This is a genomic window from Lysinibacillus sphaericus, assembly GCF_002982115.1.
Lineage (GTDB): Bacteria > Bacillota > Bacilli > Bacillales_A > Planococcaceae > Lysinibacillus > Lysinibacillus sphaericus.
Genome location: NZ_CP019980.1, coordinates 2,687,468 through 2,706,801 on the forward strand (window position 1 = coordinate 2,687,468; position 19,334 = coordinate 2,706,801).

Annotated in this window: 16 protein-coding genes and 2 riboswitches; of the genes, 6 read left to right on the top strand and 10 right to left on the bottom strand. The window is 36.6% G+C overall.

The features are described from left to right. Positions 1–133: 133 nt before the first annotated feature. The 5 genes from LS41612_RS13650 to LS41612_RS13670 all read right to left on the bottom strand — a co-directional run bounded on the left by LS41612_RS13650 (position 134) and on the right by LS41612_RS13670 (position 5,497). A complete protein-coding gene (locus LS41612_RS13650) occupies positions 134–1,099 on the bottom strand; it encodes a quinone oxidoreductase family protein (RefSeq protein ID WP_024363606.1) in 966 nt (321 codons plus the stop codon). A gap of 118 nt (positions 1,100–1,217) precedes the next feature. Next, positions 1,218–2,381, bottom strand: a complete 1,164-nt coding sequence (locus LS41612_RS13655; protein WP_233433796.1) for a hypothetical protein — start codon at positions 2,379–2,381, stop codon at positions 1,218–1,220. A gap of 116 nt (positions 2,382–2,497) precedes the next feature. Further along, on the bottom strand, positions 2,498–3,853 hold the full coding sequence (locus tag LS41612_RS13660) for a PepSY-associated TM helix domain-containing protein (RefSeq protein WP_024363604.1): 1,356 nt from the start codon (positions 3,851–3,853) through the stop codon (positions 2,498–2,500). Positions 3,854–4,006: 153 nt separating this feature from the next. Beyond that, positions 4,007–4,189 (bottom strand): hypothetical protein, encoded by a 183-nt coding sequence (locus LS41612_RS13665; protein ID WP_024363603.1) that lies wholly within the window; start codon positions 4,187–4,189, stop codon positions 4,007–4,009. 214 nt (positions 4,190–4,403) lie between these two features. Beyond that, positions 4,404–4,594: riboswitch (cobalamin riboswitch) on the bottom strand. A 192-nt stretch (positions 4,595–4,786) separates the two neighbouring features. Continuing rightward, complete coding sequence (locus LS41612_RS13670; RefSeq protein ID WP_024363602.1) at positions 4,787–5,497, bottom strand: hypothetical protein; 711 nt, start codon at positions 5,495–5,497, stop codon at positions 4,787–4,789. Between the two features lie 676 nt (positions 5,498–6,173). On the opposite strand from LS41612_RS13670, the gene LS41612_RS13675 reads away from it, so the two are divergent. Genes LS41612_RS13675 through LS41612_RS13685 form a run of 3 tightly spaced genes read left to right on the top strand, consistent with a single transcriptional unit; the run spans position 6,174 to position 7,593 of the window. Then, positions 6,174–6,614, top strand: a complete 441-nt coding sequence (locus LS41612_RS13675; RefSeq protein ID WP_024363601.1) for a LytTR family DNA-binding domain-containing protein — start codon at positions 6,174–6,176, stop codon at positions 6,612–6,614. Further along, positions 6,611–7,042 carry a hypothetical protein gene (locus tag LS41612_RS13680; RefSeq protein ID WP_024363600.1) on the top strand — a complete coding sequence of 144 codons (432 nt, stop codon included), beginning with the start codon at positions 6,611–6,613 and terminating at the stop codon, positions 7,040–7,042. Before LS41612_RS13675 ends, LS41612_RS13680 begins: the two co-directional genes overlap by 4 nt. Then, a complete protein-coding gene (locus LS41612_RS13685; protein WP_024363599.1) occupies positions 7,039–7,593 on the top strand; it encodes a DUF7010 family protein in 555 nt (184 codons plus the stop codon). The genes LS41612_RS13680 and LS41612_RS13685 overlap by 4 nt, the downstream gene beginning before the upstream one ends. Before the next feature lie 19 nt (positions 7,594–7,612). On the opposite strand, the gene LS41612_RS23345 is transcribed toward LS41612_RS13685, so the two are convergent. Beyond that, a complete protein-coding gene (locus LS41612_RS23345; protein ID WP_024363598.1) occupies positions 7,613–7,762 on the bottom strand; it encodes a hypothetical protein in 150 nt (49 codons plus the stop codon). 435 nt (positions 7,763–8,197) lie between these two features. Continuing rightward, a complete protein-coding gene (gene metE, locus LS41612_RS13695) occupies positions 8,198–10,492 on the bottom strand; it encodes a 5-methyltetrahydropteroyltriglutamate--homocysteine S-methyltransferase (RefSeq protein WP_024363597.1) in 2,295 nt (764 codons plus the stop codon). A 182-nt stretch (positions 10,493–10,674) separates the two neighbouring features. Beyond that, positions 10,675–10,853, bottom strand: a riboswitch (cobalamin riboswitch). Positions 10,854–11,078: 225 nt separating this feature from the next. On the opposite strand from metE, the gene LS41612_RS13700 reads away from it, so the two are divergent. Further along, positions 11,079–11,441 (top strand): VOC family protein, encoded by a 363-nt coding sequence (locus tag LS41612_RS13700; protein WP_024363596.1) that lies wholly within the window; start codon positions 11,079–11,081, stop codon positions 11,439–11,441. Between the two features lie 43 nt (positions 11,442–11,484). On the opposite strand, the gene LS41612_RS13705 is transcribed toward LS41612_RS13700, so the two are convergent. Continuing rightward, positions 11,485–13,179, bottom strand: a complete 1,695-nt coding sequence (locus LS41612_RS13705) for a methyl-accepting chemotaxis protein (protein WP_024363595.1) — start codon at positions 13,177–13,179, stop codon at positions 11,485–11,487. A 587-nt stretch (positions 13,180–13,766) separates the two neighbouring features. Between LS41612_RS13705 and LS41612_RS13710 the strand changes: the two genes are divergently transcribed. Continuing rightward, positions 13,767–14,699, top strand: a complete 933-nt coding sequence (locus LS41612_RS13710; RefSeq protein WP_024363594.1) for a C40 family peptidase — start codon at positions 13,767–13,769, stop codon at positions 14,697–14,699. A 186-nt stretch (positions 14,700–14,885) separates the two neighbouring features. On the opposite strand, the gene LS41612_RS13715 is transcribed toward LS41612_RS13710, so the two are convergent. Both LS41612_RS13715 and LS41612_RS13720 read right to left on the bottom strand, forming a co-directional pair. Then, entirely contained in the window at positions 14,886–16,271 is a 1,386-nt protein-coding gene (locus tag LS41612_RS13715; RefSeq protein ID WP_024363593.1) for a UDP-N-acetylmuramoyl-tripeptide--D-alanyl-D-alanine ligase, read from the bottom strand. Between the two features lie 212 nt (positions 16,272–16,483). Continuing rightward, positions 16,484–17,893, bottom strand: a complete 1,410-nt coding sequence (locus LS41612_RS13720) for a Mur ligase family protein (RefSeq protein WP_024363592.1) — start codon at positions 17,891–17,893, stop codon at positions 16,484–16,486. A 151-nt stretch (positions 17,894–18,044) separates the two neighbouring features. Between LS41612_RS13720 and LS41612_RS13725 the strand changes: the two genes are divergently transcribed. Next, on the top strand, positions 18,045–19,250 hold the full coding sequence (locus tag LS41612_RS13725; RefSeq protein WP_024363591.1) for an ATP-grasp domain-containing protein: 1,206 nt from the start codon (positions 18,045–18,047) through the stop codon (positions 19,248–19,250). The last annotated feature ends 84 nt before the right edge of the window (positions 19,251–19,334 follow it).

Consider the following 19,334-nt stretch of genomic DNA (forward strand, 5'->3'; position numbering starts at 1 on the left):
CTCAATAGTTCATATTGTATTTTATCGTATCATGAATTAGTAGTTGGATAAACACTATCATATTCCAACTTTCAAATATGATAGTGTTACAATATCAAAGTAAAGGAGACAAGCAATCCTCCATCTGCATTGTTTAAGGTTGTAATAATATCTTACCGATACTTTTGCGACTTTCCAGTAAAGTATGTGCCTGAGCACCGTCTTCAAGAGCAAAAATAGTCGGCTCAGAAATTTTTATCTTACCATCTATAATCCAGTCGAACAGTTGTTGTGAACGTATTTTTCTTTCCTCAAAGGAAGTCAGTACATTCCAAAGGTCTCCCCCCGTTAACGTTTTCGAAGTATCCATTAACAGACGAGGATCCACCGCCACAGGATCTCCCCCTGACATGCCAAAAAACACCACTGTTCCACCGATTTTTGTTGCCTCTAAACTATCTTGCAGTGTAGAGCCTACCGATTCGTACACAACATGAACCCCTTGACCATCAGTAGTATCCTTCACATGTTGCACCCATTGCTCTTTATATAAAAAGATATGGTCCGCCCCGATGGCGTATGCTACTTGCGCTTTTTCTGTTGAAGATGTGAGACCAATGACGTTAGCCCCTTTTAACTTAGCCATTTGGATTAAGTTTTGACCAACACCACCTGCCGCTGCGTGAATTAAGACCGTATCACCTGGTTGAATCGCATAGCTATCTGTCACTAAATATTGTGCCGTTAACCCTTGTAATAATATGGCAGCTGCCGTTTCAAAAGATATTTCAACTGGTAATAACATCACTTTATCATGTGGCACTGCCACTAATTCAGCATTCGCAAAGGGTACGTCCGCAAATGCAATGCGGTCGCCTACTTGGATATTGTGTATATTTGCACCGACTTTTTCAACGACACCAGCCCCTTCATAGCCTAAAATAAATGGTGGCTGACCTGCTAAATGATAATTGCCTTTCCGTCGATAAATATCAGCAAAATTTAACCCAACGGCCTTTGTTCGTACTAAAACTTCGTTATCTGTCAGAATAGGATCAGCTACTTCTTGATATTGTAATACTTCTGGTCCACCAAATGTTTCAAAAACTAATGCTTTCATTTTCTAACCCCTTGTTAAATGTATGTAGCACTATATTACGCTAAAGAAAAAGGTCAATACAACTCTTTAAGCTTGAAAAAAAGTCAGTAGTGAAAGCATTCACTACTGACTACTTGCCTTACTTTGCTGTTAACGTGACATTATCAGCAGTTGCCCAATTGTTAATGGGTAGCACTTTATATGTGCCACCAGCCTTTAATGTTTGGTCCTTTACATCAAATATCCCGACAGCACCTTTACGAGATGAATAGCGATATTGTGCTTGTAAAGTCGAGCCATCTTCAGCCTGCAATTCGACACTGCGACCTGCAAATAACTCCATACCAGGATCCTGATCGAGTGTCACTTGGAATGATGTAGCATCAATTGGTTCAACTGACTTAATCGTTAAAGGCGCTATGTCAGTTGCTTTGAAGGTTGGATTTTTTATCGTTGCCCAGTCAGCTGACACGGTATAGTTTGTCCCCGCCTTTAACGCTTTTCCTTCTGGCAAGCGGAATTTTGGTGCTTGTCTGCCATCTGCAGCTTGTGTAAACAACACATAATCAGCTTGTAACTTTTCACCATTTTCTGCAGTCACTGTTACGACACGATCCCGTAAAGAGGAAATGACCTGATACTGCTTACCTTTTTCGTCCTTATTGTCATCATTCAATTGGAACGACAAGTCACCTCTCGCCTCTTTATAGGCTTCAATAATATTCGAATAATCAGTTACACCTTCATCTTTAAATGATTCAATTTCAAAAGTATCATTTGTCACTTGTTTCGTTTGGCTGAGCGTTATTTTTTCATCGATGCCATCAAAGGCCTTTGTTTCACCATCTTTGTATCTTAGTGTGTAGTTTGTTCCTGCCTTCTGCATAGTGACTGGCACAATATACGTACTTGTAGCACCAATTTTCAAGCGTGGCACATTGACAATACTTAAATCATGATTGAATGAAAAGGCTTTTTTTATTGTATCTAAATTTTCTACTTTCACACCTTCTTCGGACAATGGTTCAGAAAAAGTGACTTGTAAAGTCATGATGTTTATTGGCTTTATTTCTGTGATTTGCACTGCTTCTTTTGCTATCTCGTTTTTTGTTTCTTGTTGTGCTTGCCCTTGCTTGGATGTCTCCTGTTTATTGAGAAAATTACATCCTGTTAACGTTAGCAACCCTGTTAAAAGAATGGGTATCATAATGCTTTTTTTCATAGTCAATTGGCTAACCCCTTTCGAATTTTTTGCACACGAATCCTTCAACATCGCAATTAGTTGGTCTACCTCCGTTACCATTCTTGCCCACTCCGTAAGATTGTTATACGTAGGGGGTTGATACTCATTGCAAAGATTTCAAGTCAAAAAAACTAGTATGCTAGGAGAAATTTTTAGCATACTAGTTTAAAAGGTTTTTAGTTCATGTCATTTGTCGGTTTATTTTTATTCATTGCTTTCATCGCGAATTCAACGAATGCGACAAGTATTAAAGATAGGCCAAATAGCGGCATCATAACACCTAATAGAACGATTATCACGATAAAAGGAATCGAGATTTTCTGTGATAATTGAGGGGGTGCTGATAGTAGGCCTTTTTTCTTGCGCAATAACCATGTACGGAATCCCCAGAAAATAACACCTAAAAAGGCTACACAAACGAGTAAGTTAATTAGCTTATTTGGCCAACCAAATAAGTGACCTTCATGTAACGGAATTCCCCATGTGAACCATTTTGCCAAAATGCCATAGTCATCATAGTTTACCTTAGAAATAAAGTCACCACTATATTGGTCAAAGTACATTGTCGCTTCGTCATAAGGGCTCACATCGAGTCCTGTTACCCCTGTATTACTTGATTTAGCCACGGTAAAAACACCGTCATTACTTGTCGGATAAATAATGGAATATGGCTTTGTAATGCCATTAGCCTCAATTTGTTGTTGTAAACTTGCCACATCTAACTGATTTTCGTTTCTGCTTGTACTTGCAGCACCCATTCCATGGTGTGCATGTTTAGACGAAGATGGTGCTTCTTCCTGACGTGTTGCCCACGGAATTTCACTCATATCAGATGTCGGCGGTTGTTGTTGTAATAACGGAATACCGAAGGACGGATTATCTTGTGCTGCTGTATATATAAAGTTCCCCATAAATGCAGACCAAGGTAATCCAGTAAAAATGATAATAACCATTGGAATTGTAATAATCGTTCCAAGTAGGGCGTGCCATTTTCTATTTTTTTGTCGTTTATTTGCTTGTTTTACTTTCTTTAATACTTTTCCTTTAAAGGTCATGTATAGACCTGATAGCAATAAAAAGATTGCCCAACATGCCGCTAATTCTACTAAATAATTGACTACCGTTCCACCAACAAACAAGGAGCTATGTAAGCTTCTTAACACATTAGAAAATGTGTATGTAGGGTCTTGATGACCAACAATTTGATTATTATCATCTAAAAACACATAGCGTTGATCGCCTTCACTATTTGACAGTGTTAATCGTGTATTGTAAGGCTCATCTAACTCAATAATTTTGGTTGTTGTATAACCCGCAAATGCCGCTTCCGCTTGTTGAACCCCTTCGTCGATTGTCAATACTTCGGTTTTGTTACTATTGCCAAAGAAGTAGTCCTCATATAAATGATCTTCTACATCTGTATAAAACAAGTACCCAATGCCACTTAATGTCAGTGTGATTAGAAGTGGTGTAATAAATAATGCCGCATAAAAATGCATTCGCCAAAAACTTGAATAAGTTGCATTTTTCATCTCTAGTTCTCCAATCGATTTTATATTAAAAGCAAATTTATTATATAAAATAAAAGTGAAATAAGAATGAAGTCCTAGAAAAAAAATTAATAAAATAAAAAGACTACTCTCGCATCCCTTTAATGGGTTGTCGAAAGTAGCCTACCGCTATTTTTAGCCGATTATTTCTTTTCTAACATTGCAATAAGCTGTATAAATGTCTGAATGATGCGCTTCATCTTGCCCAAAAAATTGTTCGACAAGCTCATTTAACGTTTTTCTAGCTCCATCAAACTGCTTTTGCATAATTTCATATTTAAAAAGATTTTCATAATACTCGATAACATGTGGATTCATGTGATACACTCCTTCATTTTTAGCATAAAAAAACATCTTTCCTTCTTTAGAAAGATGCCTACTATGACAAATACACGACATAATACGTCGATGGCCATGACAGAAAAAGCATTCTATTATGCATAGAAGCTACCCTTTTGACAATCGTCGTACTATGAGCATGCAGAAGAAATTCTCTAGTCACACTCAACACCCCCTATCCTCGTAGGTTTTTTGGTTGTACTAGATAAAGGCAGGTCTCCTGGCTTATGTTCATCACACGTTTCACCTTCCCATTACACAAACGTAACAGTGGTTTTTTGAAATGTGCTCCCATTTACAGTTGCGGGACAGCGTCGGCTTTTCACCGATCTTCCCTTTTAAACAAATCGAAATTCGATTTGTACCTCTATCTTATTATTCCGTTTTTATTATTATACCATAAAGAATTATGTACGTTGACATGTGTATATTATTTCGTGAACATGATACTTATCATGTAGCAAAGATGATTGTAAAGTTGATACTACTTAAAGCCAAATATCATAAGCCCCTCCTTCACATTGGCAAAGTTTTAGTCATGTAGGATTGTTCAACCCCTTAGTTTTACTTTTTGAATTAAATGACCTCTTTAAAGCCTATTCGATGAATGATCAGACGATAGTCAGCGTATCCTTCTTCGGTCAGATACTGCTCATATTCGCCATAGACAATTACAGGCATATTGTTTTTATATGCGTGCTTCAAATTGCTAAGAAGTTTTTCGTTCACGTCAGAATTAGCGCCCTTATAGTGACAATTTACAAGCACAGAGTATTTACTTAGATAAAAAGATTTAGTGCCATCACTATGCTCTTTGAGTCCATCTGAAAGAATACCGGCTGTCCACAATAGAGGAAAATGTATTGCATAATAACTATCCTGCATGCCTAATTCTTTCAGCAGCACATTTGTATATTTATCTTGATCCTCAAAAGTAGAGTCCAGCTCTAACGTATCAAGACGTATTTCTCCTACGTTGTCATACTTTTCAAAACTCGAATCTTCTCCGTCTAAAATGTCCGACTCTTGAAGTTCTACTACCGTTGCTTGATTTTCTCCGATAGCAGTATGCTCAGGTGGTACTATATAATCTGCGCCGCCCCGTTCCTCTATTCGTTCTTTCGCTGCCTCCAAACTATCTTCACTGAACATAGACTCTACCTGTTCTTGCGTATAAATTTCCTTTTCCACTTCGCCCATAGATGCTTCTTCTGGCTGCGAACTACACCCTGCAATCATTAAAAGTAAAGGTGCGAAAATTGTTATAACTACGCTTGTTATTTTCATATTACATACTCCTCTCTCTCGTTCAATTTTATTCGAACTCTTTTATAATACCTCAAATAAAGTATATTTGGACAACTGTTTCCATTTGTAATAAAAATAGCCAATTCTCCAAAGTAGGTCTATTTTATATTTAACCAATTATAAAAAAGCGCTGGACGTTTCAATAAGGAATAGCTTCTATTAAAAAGATGAGCCCCTACAAGTATATGGCTTTTAACGTGCTTACTTTAATATCTACAGCAATTGAAATAGGCCAATACAGTTTGACCTGTGCTGCTCATACAACCTTATGCATTTCATGTTTCAAGTCATAACATCTGTCTATTTTCATCAAACCATTTCCTTTTTATATAATAAAAGCCCTCCACAATCAGCTGTGGAAGGTAAAAGAACTAGTCCTCTTTAATTAATTTTTATAATGAATTTGCTAAAAAACATACCACTTGTTCCATTTAGTCTGTTAAAGAATTGTGTACATTGACACTATTCAAATAGATTACTAATATCTAGTATAGTGGCAAATTTTCCATTTAATACATATTAATGCAATATTCATATATCGTTGTATAGCTTACTAAATCGAGTTGCAACAAAGTCAATTTTTTTTGCAACAAATCGAAAATTCATGGTAAGAACAAACCGGTGTTGCTACGATTAAAACTGAAAGGAGAACAACATGAAATTCAACTTTATTTGGAAAAACAAACAACCGTCATCTGAAATTGACATTATTAGTCATCCATCAAATCAAACATTACTTTCTACATTGGAACAGCATTTTTTACAATCTATACCATTAAGTGCAACAGATTTTAAAACAAATCGGCAGGTACTGATTGACCTCCATACTATCGAAGCCATTGAAGCAGCTGGTCATTTTACTAAAATCTTTTTAATAGATGGTACTGAACTATTACTGAATAAGATTTTAAAAGAACTAGCTTACTTAGAATCTTTTAGATTAGTACGCATTAACAATTCAATGATTTTAAATTTGAATCAAATCCAGTCGTTTGCATCAGGAAGCCACGCAAGACTGGAAGTTATAACAAAACAACAAAATAAGTATATTGTCAGTAGACATTATGCAAAATCTATTAAGGAGAAATTAATATGATCAAAGACTTAAAAAACAGCTTTATGTCCACTTCATTTTTGGGATTGATTTGGATTGTGTTTTTAATAACACTTTTTAATTTACATAAAGAACTGGTCAACTTTTATTATATTTGGAATTTAATTGGTATTAGTGTACTACTTGGTATCGTTTTTGGTATCGCCTACCCTTACTTATGGAACTACTCCACATTAAAAGGTACGTTCAAAATTATCATTAGTACGTTTTTAAATTTTTTCTGTGGCGTAGGCATGGTCTACCTTTTTTCAGGGCAAATGTTAGCATTTATTCAACCTTATTTGTTGCTGATTTTCGCCATCACGTTGATCGGTCATATCATCGGATTTTACTTTTTCTCAAAATATGAAAATAAAAGACTAGCAGCTAGCTTGAATCAATCGCTAGAACATGAAGGAGACAGAAAATGAACATTAATACTAGCTTACACGTCCTATTAAATGATATTGCGCAAAAACAAAAGAAGGGGCTCCCGTTTATCATGGCTTCCCTCTTTATTTGGGGAGTGATTACAACAATCGCATTACTTCCTATAGATTTAATGATTAAAAACATTGGCATTTTATCTTGTGGTGCTTTACTGTTTCCCGTTTCCATTGTTTGTGCCAAAATAGTAAATGTCGATTTATTTTATAAAGAAAATCCATTGATTAATGGTCTGCTGATTGCGACAAACAATCAAATTTTATACTTAATCATTTGTATTCTTCTATTAATTAAAGCACCGATGTTGGTCTTACCTGCATATGCAATTATTTACGGTGCCCATTTGTTACCCTATGCATTTTTTTACCAATCAAAAAACTATCAATATAGCTCTATCTTTATTTGTATAGCCATTTTGGTAAGTATGCTATTCTTCCATTTAAATAGTATGTATATCCCGATAATCGTAGAGGTTGGTGTACTTTTCTTATTTTTAATGTTAAAGAAGGAAATAAAAAAACATAGGGAGCTCTAGTCTTCCTATGTTATTCATCTTATTTATCTGTTTGTTCTTGCTTCTTTTTCAAATACTCCGCACGTATTTTTTCAATTTGCTGCTTTTTATCAAATTTGGCAGGTTTGTTTTTTTCATGATACTTTGCCACAGCTACCTTACCTTTAGTATCCAATTGATATTTCCCCACGCTTGTTCACCTACTTTACTCGTCGTTAACAAAATCTACTCAACACATATACTATACCTTATTTTACTGAAGTAAACCTTATTCGGGTACTGCTTACCATGCTTAAATCCATAAAAACAGAATAAAATACTCTTTATAAGAAAAATTATGAAGGAAATGTTTCTATATGCACAACTCATGTTTTACAAAGGTTCCTCTTACATAGGTTACCCTTCTCAAATGTAGATTTATTTTCACCTTACTTCGGGGCAGCATTATAATGAGCAAGCAAACTTTACAAGTTGATTGCGTGGAATGCACGACACTCTTGTATGGCAGCACGAGAGGAAAATCCACTTTTGTGGCGTAACACCATAAAAATTAGTGCTAGCCCTGCCTGCGAACAATTTGCTAAAAAACCCCCTAAGCACTTTTACGCTTAGGGGGCTGTCTCAATTAGTACGTTGATTGTTGGATTTGTTGACGCAATGTTTTGGTAGCTGCCACCATATTGGCAAGTGCCGCAATAGTTTCTGGCTCTTTTCTCGTTTTCAACCCGCAGTCTGGATTGACCCAAAATTGATTAGTCGATAATACTTGTAGGCTATCTTGCATGATTGTTAACATTTCTTGTTCATTCGGTACACGAGGGCTATGAATATCGTAAACACCTAATCCAATCCCTTTTTCATATGGACGGATGTGTAGCGATGCAATCAGCTCTCCATGGCTACGAGACGTCTCAATAGATAGTACATCAGCATCGAGTGCACTAATTGGTTCTATAAAATCATTGAACTCACAATAACACATATGTGTATGAATTTGAGTTTCATCCTTTACGTTCGCCGTTGCTAGCTTAAATGCATTCACGGTCCAGTCCAAATAAGCGCCCCAATTTTCCGTGCGTAATGGCAAGCCCTCACGCAAAGCAGGTTCATCGACTTGAATAATAGCAATACCGGCCGCTTCGAGTGCCTCTACCTCTTTCCTTAAAGCAAGTGCTATTTGATAGGTCACATCTTTCCGTGGAATATCATCCCGTACAAAGGACCAGTTTAGGATTGTTACTGGCCCCGTTAACATTCCTTTCACGTAGCGATTTGTTAAACTTTGAGCATAGACTGTTTCTTTCACTGTCATAGGTGTCGCCCAAGCAACATCTCCGTAAATAATCGGTGGCTTCACACAGCGGGAGCCATACGATACGACCCAAGCTTTTTCTGTAAAAGCAAACCCTGTGAGTTTTTCACCAAAGTATTCCACCATATCCGTACGTTCGAATTCACCATGCACAAGTACGTCGATCTCTAAATTTTCTTGTATTTCAATCCAACGTTTCGTTTCTTGTGCGACAAATGTTGCATAAGCTTCATCGGACAACTGTTTCTTCCGCCATGCACTACGTGTCCGTTTTACCTCATCCGATTGAGGGAAGCTACCTATTGTAGTCGTTGGGAATAACGGTAATTGAAGTGCCTGTTGCTGAATTCGTTGACGCGTTTTAAAATCACTTTGCCGTTCAAAATCCTGTGTTGACACTGTTTGTACTGCCCTGTGAACAGCCTGATTATTTCGAACAGGATGTTTTTTTAACGCTTCGATCGCCTTCATACTTTCGGAAATAGTGTAATTTGTTGCATGATTTTTTTCGTTTAAATACTTTGCTACCTCTGTTAGTTCCACTAATTTCTCATCTGCAAATGCAAGTGCATTTTTTAAGACTGGCTCTAATTTTGTTTCTAGTGCTGTGGAGATTGGCACATGCTGTAAGCTGCATGATGATTGAATCCATAGCTCCTCGGCACTGGTCAGTTGTTCAATTGCTCTAACTGTTGTACTAACCTCTGCTAAATTAGCGCGCCAAATATCTCGTCCATTAATAACGCCGGCTGCCAATACTTTATCCTGTGGAAAACCAAATTGACGTAGCGCCTCCATATTATGCGTATAGCCATGCACAAAATCTAAACCAATTCCTTTTACTGGTAGTTCGATAAGCATTTTATAAGCTGATAATGATTCAAAATAAGTTTGTAGCATGATGTTCGCCTCGGGGACAGTTGCTGCTAATTGTATATAGATTTCTTGCACTAGTTTAACCTCTGTCTCATCTAATGAGGTAACTAAGGCAGGCTCCTCCAATTGAATCCAATTAGCACCGGCTGTAACGAGTTCTTTGATAACCTGCGTATAAAGTGGTAATAGTGCTAAAATAAATGCAACTTGCGATACTTTATCGTAGCCTTTTGTTAGCTTACAAAAGGTATAGGGCCCAATCAGCGTTGGTTTGGCTGTAATACCAAATGCTTCTTTCACTTCAAGGAAATCCGCAAGAATTTTATTTTCTGTTAACTCCAGAGCTTGCCCTTCAAATTCTGGTACGATGTAATGATAGTTTGTATTAAACCACTTTGTCATTTCGCTGGCGACTGCATCCTGATTACCACGCGCGATTCCGTAATATGTTTGTAATTCCACTTTGCCTCCTTGCCAACCAAAGCGCTTGGGAACTAAGCCAAACATTACTGCTGTATCGAGCATTCTGTCATATAGTGTGAAATCCCCAACAGTCACAATATCTAAGCCAATACGGAGCTGCTTATCAATACGAGCAAGACGAATTTCCTTCATTTTTTGTAAAAAATCAATTTCTGTCAGCTCATTTCTCCAAAAGGCTTCTAATACTTTTTTCCATTCACGTTCTCCCCCTATATATGGGTAACCAATTGCTGTCGTTGAATACGTCATATCCTTCTCCCCTTTAATTAAAATAAAAAAACCATCTTCCTTTTCAGGAAAATGGTAGTCATTGTCAATACAATTTAGCTATGATGAAACGATACGATAAAGGTTGATTATCGTATAAAGATTCGTTGTCGCACAGTGCCAATTGGGTCACATCTCACCACCTATTTCCACGTAGGTTATTTGGTGTGTACTAGATATTGGTAGGTCTCCTGGCTTCTCATCAACACGCCTCACAGCCTTCCCAGTCTCCCAGTGGCATTTGTGAATTGCTCCGATTTACAGTTGCGGGACAGCGTCGGATTTGCACCGACTTCCCTTTTAAGCCAAACTTTCATTTGGCACCAACTCTTACACAATATTTAATTATGTTGTTACTATAACATATATTTTTCTGAAAAGTATAACTTTTCTAAAATCAATTTATTGATTAAGTACTTATTTGCTGTCAAAATAAACGATACTTGTTATTAAGGAAATATTATTCTAATAAAAGATAGACTTATTATCATACTTTAGAAGGTATTCCAAGTAGTGAAGCGAAGTATATAGTTATACGTAAATATAAAGGAATTAAAGGAGGATTATGATGATTGTCGGTTTACATCACGTACAGCTTACCATTCCAAAAGATTGTGAGGAACAGGGGAAAGCGTTTTATTGCCATGTACTGGGGCTAAAAGAAATAGAGAAACCCACCTCTCTTCAAGGACGTGGGGGCTTTTGGTTACAAGTAGGAAATCAAGAAGTACATGTTGGGACAGAGGACGGGTTTGATCGATATACAACAAAAGCGCATATTGCCTATCAAGTTGACAACGTAGCGCATTGGAAGAACGTCTTATCCGAACACCAAATCGAAATAATTGATTGCGTGCCAATTCCACATGTTGAACGCTTTGAATTTCGAGACCCTTTCGGTAATCGAGTAGAGATGATGCAACCCATCTAAATGACAAAAGCAGCCAATATTGCAAAGTGGCTGCTTTTATTGTTTATAATTTAAAATGCTGTACTTCTTTGTTTAAACGTTCAGCCATCGAAGCGAGATCATCTGTATTTTTTGAAATTTCATCCATCGTTACGACTGTCTCGTCGATTGTTGCAGTCGTTTGCTCTACACCTGCTGCGGACTGTTCGGATATAGCAGCAATTTCATCAATAGAACGATTGATGTGCTCTGTTGTTGTTGAAATACCTTGTAAATTTTCTGTTATTCCTTGAATATTACTAAACATACTATTAACCGCAGAGGCTATTTGTTCAAAGGTTGTATTGGTATTCGTAATTTGCTCTGTTCCTCTTTTTACTTCTTCATATCCCGTTTGAAGGGAAGCTGTTACACCAACCGTTTCGTTTTGAATGCGCCCCACAATTGATGATATATCTGTGACCGAATAAGAAACCTGTTCCGCAAGTTTGCGCACTTCAGCAGCTACAACTGCGAAGCCTTTTCCCTGTTCTCCAGCCCGTGCCGCCTCAATTGCAGCATTTAACGCTAATAGGTTTGTTTGATTGGCAATATCGTCAATAACTGATACTAACTTAGAAATTTCTTGCGATTGTCTATTTAACCCTGCTACTTTTGCAACAGCCTCTTGCACGATCGTATCAATGGCAAACATTTGCTGTGTCGATGTGTTCATTAATTGTTGACCGCTTGTCGTAAGTTGTAATACTTCACTTGAATAGCCTTGTAAATCAATGCCTTGTGCATTTGCTTGTTGGACATTTACTTTAAATGTATCAATTATTTGCGCTAAGTCACTTGCATTATGTGCTTGGGATTCCGAACCACCCGCTAACTCAAGCATCGTCAATGCTATTTGTTCTGCACCTGTTTTTACATCTAGCGAAGATTGTGCAAGCTGCTCACTATTTGCAGCTACATTGCCCGCAACAACATGGATTGATCCAATAATTTCATGAAGTTTTTGATTGAGCGTGTTTGTCGATTGTACCAGCAAGCCAATTTCATCTTTCATTCTTTCTGGCAATGGAGGCTGACTTATATCGCCATCTGCCATTTGCGATATTTTTTCAATTACCGCTTTTATCGGATTAGCAATCATATGCGCTGATATGTAAGCGGTTACAATTGCGATTAAAGTTATCATCACGCCTATTGCTAACCCTACATTCAGTGACTCTTTCGATTGGGCAATCATTGCCTGTCCTAGCTCATTAATAGAAGCTTCTCTTGCCTGCGCAAGCCCCTCATAACCTTTTCTAACCTCTGTAGCAAGCGAGTCAATAGAATTTAAGTTTTGTATAGCCAATTCTACATTTCCTTTATCATATTCATCAAACACTTTCGTTTGCACAAAACCTCGCCATTCCCTTGCTTTTTCTACAGTTTTCGATAGATTTGTATCAGTTGATAATTCCGTTAATAGTTTATTATTTTCTTCAGCAATTTTTACGTATGCTTCAAATTCTTTTTTATATTTCTGATCACCAGTCAGAACATAGCTTTTTGCAGCAGTTGTTCGAACACTGATTGTGGATGCTAACTTTTCATTTGCTGTTAGCAACTGTAATTCTTTATAAACAATTTCTTCGCCAGCAGAAATGACACGCTTATTGGCAAAGTAGCTATACGTGTTAAAACAAGCAATAAAAAATACAACAATGAAAAATGCACTCAAAATTTTTGCTCGAATGGTTTTGAACCTCAGTTTCTGTAACATACCATTTTCCCCTTTCGTTAGTGAAATTTTATCAATTACTTCTATGAAACAACATTTTTCGCTAGCTTTTGAGGATGAAAGTCTTGCTTGTTTTCTCCCTAAATATAACATATTATCCCTTTAACTCCCATGACTCGAACTATGTATTTCATAACAAAAGATGATAAGAAATAAGATTGTAAAGCGTGCTTATATAAGCATTATTCGAGCAAAAAAGTTATTTTTCTATCATAAAATATTCTTAATTTGATTTATAAAATTCGTATGGCAGTACGCTCTATTGCCACATTGCTTATCATTTTTTAAGTATTCTGACTTCCTTTTAAATTCTATTGTAATGTTATTTAATATAGAAAAAGATCCGATTGTTTATAACACAATCGTACTTTTATCATCACAAACTGAAACATTTGTAATGAAACTGTAAATTCAAGCGATAAAGCCTTTACTATCAAGGTTTTCAGGTAGGTTGACGTGCACTGTGGAAACATTTACCTAGCAGAACCCCGTGTTTTTCATGCTACGATTATTGCAATGGCAAGCAAACAGAAAAATTTACTGCTCGCTTACAGGAGGTAAAAAACAGCATGAAAAAACATTTTTTAACAACTACATTAGCATTGTCGATTGGGTTTAGCTCATTCGGAATCGTTCAAGGTACATTTGAACCGATAAAAGTGGAGGCAGCGACGACAAATGCGCAAAATAATGACCAGGCCGTTGCAGCAAAGGCCGATCAACTGATTCAAACAGGGAAAAGCTTAATTGGTAAGGCTACATACAGTAATAGCGTGTACAAGTCTACATATCCTTACAAATTTTCTTGTGCTTCATTCCTTATGTATATTTTTGAAAAGAATGGTGTAGATCTTGGTACGTATAATGAAAATTACATGATACAACAAGGGACATATGTTGCAAGAAACCAATTGCAAAAAGGTGACTTAGTATTCTTTAAAAGTAAAAAAACAGGCACGGATCCTGATCATGTAGGCATGTACATTGGTAATAACAAAATTATTCATATGGCTGATTCCAAGCAAAATATTGTCATTTCAGATATGAATAGTAAGCCATATTATAAAGACAATTATGTATCTGCTCGCAGAGTATTACCAACATTATTATCTGCCAACCCCGCAACAAAGGGCGATAAAATCGTAGAAAATGCGATTACTTATAAAAATAAAGCAACCATTAGTTCCACAATAAATGAACAAAGTTTACGTTTTACAGCACCTGGTTTCGTTGAATATGTCTACCGTAAAAGTGGCGTAAAACTTGGTACTACAAACTTAAAAGAACTTATGGCGAAAGGAACTACGGTGTCACGTGCCAATTTGAAAAAGGGTGACTTAGTATTCTTTAATGGTGTGAAAGGTTCGAAAAACCCATCGCTTGTAGCTATCTACGCTGGCGATCAACGTCTCATCATCCCAACTTCAAGCGGTGTTACGACAAGAGTACTATTTGTTGATTATTATAAGGAACATTATTTAACAGCAAAACGAGTATTTTAAAAGACAAACAATCTAGCAATAAACATTTGAATGACTGCTAGCAATATATAAACATAAACATAGCATACAAAGCAGTGTCATTGACACGTTTGTATGCTATGTTTTCGCTTTAAATGGTTGGATGGAATTTTACATCGTTAAAGTCTTGCTTGTCATTGCTACCATAAAGATTGCCCTGCTATGCTGTTAGATTTCCTTTAGATGATTGGCAAATTCAATCATGGATCTACTCGACATTGGGCCTTTTATAAGCACAATCGTATCTTGGTCAAGTTTTGGTTTGAGTAATTCTAAAACTCCTGCAACATCTTTAAAAACATGAACTTCCGCAGTAGTGCCATCTTTTTTTGCTTGTTCTGCTATATGTTCGGCTCTTTTTCCAATAGTAATCAGCATTTGAATATTTCGCTCAGCCACCATGGAGCCAATCTCACGATGATACTTCTCTTCGAAAAGACCCAATCGCTTTATATCACCTAATATAAGGATTATTTTTTTATCTTTTCCTATCGTATCTAAAACTTTCAAGGCTGCTTCAACCGATGTAGGATTATTCGTCCATGTATCATCTACGATAGTACTTCCTTTAAGACCGGTTGACATTTCTAGATGCCTTGCCATCGGTTTAAATGTTTTTAAACGTGAGATTGCATTCTGAATGGACATGCCCATTTCTTTTGCAGCAACGATGGCCGCTAATGCATTATATACTTGGTGTTCTCCATAGCCAGGTACAAATACTGTATATTTTTCCTTAGCTACTTGCAGGGTAAATTTCATACCGTTGTTTATAAATTGCATGTTCGAAGCTTTATAATCGGCTTTTCCCTGAACCCCAATCGTAATAATTTTCCCTTTAAACGTATGCAGAGGAATTTTTTTTGTGTTTTCATCATCTGCATTGATGATTAACGTGCCATCTTCAGCTATTCCTTCTAAAATTTCAGATTTAGCTTTTATATAGCCTTCAAGATTTTTACAGCCATCTAAATGATGGACACCGATGTTTGTAATAATACCAATCGTCGGTCGATAAATCATACATTGATGCTTAATATTCCCCGTATTCCCTAGCCCTAATTCAAAAACCGCTGCTTTTGTCGTTTCATCGATGCCTATTAAATAAGGTAAAGATTGGCGAGGTTCATTTTTGCTACTAATAGATGCCTGCACATTCCAGTCTTTGCTCGCAATATGTTTAATCATTTCTTTTGTAGTTGTTTTTCCACATGTACCCGTTAATGCGACTACTGGTATGTCAAATAGCCCTCTATAATACTCAATAAACTTCCAGTATGCCTGCAACGTACTTTTCACTCGAATAACTGTTGTATTCGGTAGTGCTTTTTTTAGTTCTTCTAAAGGTTTATCTGAAATAACGAGGGATGGTCCCTTTTTATCGATTTCTTCCCAATTAATGGTCTCACTTCTATTGATAAACATGAGTGTATTCTTTTGCGTCAAATCATGGCGATTATAATAGATGGCATGTTTGATAAACCATTGCTCAGAACCACTTACTAAATCCCCTTGTAGTAACTTTCTAACCACAGTCACGCGAATATTTTGCACGTGAACTCCTCCCCCCTCTCAGTATAGTATGAAATATAATCACTAGAAGTGTGGGTAATGAAGAACCATTCTACCCTATTTCTAGTAACAACTATTATTTGATGACATGCTTTATCCTTTATTTAAAGCGCTCCTTTCTAGAAGATTACTATACAATATTATGATATGACTTTATGCGACACAGTCTTTAACCAGCTTTCATGACAAGTGCATTATTGCCTAGAATCATTTTCTTTTGGCAACGTTTTTTTAACTTTTAAATCAGCGGCCAGTTGGGAAATTTGCTTACTATACATATCTCCTTTTATTAGAATAATCGTATTCTCATCTACTATTTCATGTAATAACTTATAAACGAGAATATTATTATTAAATATATAAACGGGCTTACTAAAGCCTAATTTTACTGCACGATCAGCCATAATTCGGGCGTGCTCTCCAATAGTAATAAGAACATCTACACCAATTTTATGGATTAATTCTCCTGCTTGCTCATGGATAATATACCCCCAGGACCCTAAATCCGTAATCGTTCCGATAATGGCAATTTTTTTCTTGCCTTCTCCTAATGAATTTAAGACCTTTAAAGCAGCTTCTAAGGACGTTGTTGTTAAGCTCCAAGTATCGTCGATCAATATAGAACCATTGATTCCTTCAAAAAGTTGTAGTTGCTTATTCACTTTCTTGAATGTCGCTAATTGTTTAATCGCTACGGAAATCGGTACACGTAATTCATGAATGGCCGCAATCGCTCCCAATGCATTATAGACTTGATGTTCTCCAAATCCAGGAACGAAAACTTCATATTTTTTCTTTTTATGATGCAATGTAAACTGCATACCATTTTCTACATAGCGAATATGACTTGCTCTATAATGGCATGATGCTTGCTGGCCGATGTAAATAATACGTCCTTTAAATTTCGATAAATCAATTTTTCGTATATTGACATCTTCTGCATTGAGAATTAATGCACCATCTGGATTCACTATTTCAACCATTTCACCTTTCGCCTGTATATAACCTTCCAAAGTTTTACAGTAGTTTAAATGGTGCGCGCCGATATTGGTAATAATACCGATTGTCGGTTTAAAATACTTCCCTGCTTTTCTTACATCTCCTGGTGATCCAACAGCTGTTTCAAAAACTGCTACTTCTGTTTCCTCTTCAATACTAAGTAAATACTGCAATGAAGCGGTTCTAGAATTACTACTTAAAGTCGTAGCGGTTACTTCTTTTTCAGCAGAAAGAATATGTTTTATCATCTCTTTTGTTGTAGTTTTGCCTGATGTTCCGGTAATTGCAATAACAGGGATTTCAAATTGACTACGATAATAATGTACAAACTTCCAGTAGGCCTCATCTGTATTTTCTACTTGAATAATTATTACGTGTTGAGGAATTTCATGCTGACTATACACCCACTCTGTAACAAGCACTAGAGGAGCAAGCGATTCAAGACTTTTCCAGTTTACTATGCGTTTGTCTGTAAATAGAGCTGTGTACGGTTTTTTCACTTGTTTTAACCGATATGCGCCATACTGGATCAGCACCTCATCCGACCCTTGCAATAATTTACCTGCAGTAATCGCTGTTAAATTCTTCACCGATAGAGGCTTCATATCATTTCACACTCCTTTCTTCTCTATTATATGAAGCACTTTAAAAGTTGCTTGGATGTAAACATGATACATAACTAGAAGAAAACTATTTCACAGCATATATATAAGGTGTATATTAATAATCCAAGTGCCAATTGAAGGAGTGATTTCACTGAAGGCAATTATATTTATCGGTACAAACAAATCTGGGTCTAGTCGTGAAGCGATAAAAGCAGCAGAAAAATTGGGCTACTTGACAATACTGTTCACAAGCAATGAAAAACAATTACAACAGAGAAAAGCCTATCCAGACATTCATAAAATGATTTTTATCGATACTTCCAATATAGAAGATATGATAGAGGAAATTCATGATTTGCTTGATACCGGTTTAGAGATAAAGTCCATTGTTAGTTTTGTAGATCCATTTGTTCATATTGCCTCTATTTTATGTGATGAATTTTGCCAAAACTATACTTCATCAGCAGCAATTGAAATGATGGAAGATAAAGAGAAAACAAGAAATCTATTAAAGGATCAGCCATACTCCCCAAAATTTTTCCTAAAAAAACCGCATGAATCATTTTCAAATAACATGGTATTTCCATTGATTGTTAAATCTCCTAAATCAACGGGTTCAAAAGACGTACTACTGGCGACAGATAAAAACCAACTCGATTCACATCTTACATTTCTCCAAAATAAAAACCCTGGTGAAACCATCATGATTGAGGAATATATTGATGGACCCCAATACTTAGTTGAAGCAATGGTCTATAAGCGACAAGTTCACACAATCGGTATTATTGAACAAGAGATTACACAAGGTAAACGATTTATTATTACAGGCTATGGTATACTCGCGGAAGTACCTTCTGATATTCAAAAAGGGATTGAAGAAGTGCTCCATTCTATTGTCAAAGTATTTGATATTGAAAATGGAACATTGCATCTAGAGCTTCGTTTAACAGAACAAGGATGGAAGCTCATTGAGATTAACCCTCGAATTTCAGGTGGCGCTATGAATAATATGCTACATGCGGCTTTCGGATTTAGTTTAGTAGAAGAAACACTGAAATTATTTTTAGGGGAACAACCAAATGTCCAACCTAGGCATAAAAAATTCATCTTTACAAAATATGTCATAGTAGAGAGCAAAGGTGTGTTAGAAAGAGTAATTGGTAAAACAAGGGCAACAAAAGCACCTGGTGTTGTCGATGTATATGTAAAACCGCGAAAAGGAACCTTGTTAACCCCACCGTTGTCGATGGGTCATCGCTATGCCTATGTCATTGCCGAGGGTAAAACTTTAGCTCAAGCGAAAACCAATGCTATAACCGCCGCCAAAGAAATCAAATTTCTATTAAAAGCGCTCTAATTTGGGGGCGATTGCTGCTTATCGTTTCAACTTAATCTATCTTCTTAGTAAATATGCTGTAGTTGCGGATGTGGCTTTTGCTTC

Coding starts and splice junctions, on each gene's coding strand:
- LS41612_RS13650 (WP_024363606.1), bottom strand. CDS start 1,099: ATGAAAGCATTAGTTTTTGAAACATTTGGTGGACCAGAAGTATTACAA.
- LS41612_RS13655 (WP_233433796.1), bottom strand. CDS start 2,381: ATGGTAACGGAGGTAGACCAACTAATTGCGATGTTGAAGGATTCGTGT.
- LS41612_RS13660 (WP_024363604.1), bottom strand. CDS start 3,853: ATGAAAAATGCAACTTATTCAAGTTTTTGGCGAATGCATTTTTATGCG.
- LS41612_RS13665 (WP_024363603.1), bottom strand. CDS start 4,189: ATGAATCCACATGTTATCGAGTATTATGAAAATCTTTTTAAATATGAA.
- LS41612_RS13670 (WP_024363602.1), bottom strand. CDS start 5,497: ATGAAAATAACAAGCGTAGTTATAACAATTTTCGCACCTTTACTTTTA.
- LS41612_RS13675 (WP_024363601.1), top strand. CDS start 6,174: ATGAAATTCAACTTTATTTGGAAAAACAAACAACCGTCATCTGAAATT.
- LS41612_RS13680 (WP_024363600.1), top strand. CDS start 6,611: ATGATCAAAGACTTAAAAAACAGCTTTATGTCCACTTCATTTTTGGGA.
- LS41612_RS13685 (WP_024363599.1), top strand. CDS start 7,039: ATGAACATTAATACTAGCTTACACGTCCTATTAAATGATATTGCGCAA.
- metE (WP_024363597.1), bottom strand. CDS start 10,492: ATGACGTATTCAACGACAGCAATTGGTTACCCATATATAGGGGGAGAA.
- LS41612_RS13700 (WP_024363596.1), top strand. CDS start 11,079: ATGATTGTCGGTTTACATCACGTACAGCTTACCATTCCAAAAGATTGT.
- LS41612_RS13705 (WP_024363595.1), bottom strand. CDS start 13,179: ATGTTACAGAAACTGAGGTTCAAAACCATTCGAGCAAAAATTTTGAGT.
- LS41612_RS13710 (WP_024363594.1), top strand. CDS start 13,767: ATGAAAAAACATTTTTTAACAACTACATTAGCATTGTCGATTGGGTTT.
- LS41612_RS13720 (WP_024363592.1), bottom strand. CDS start 17,893: ATGAAGCCTCTATCGGTGAAGAATTTAACAGCGATTACTGCAGGTAAA.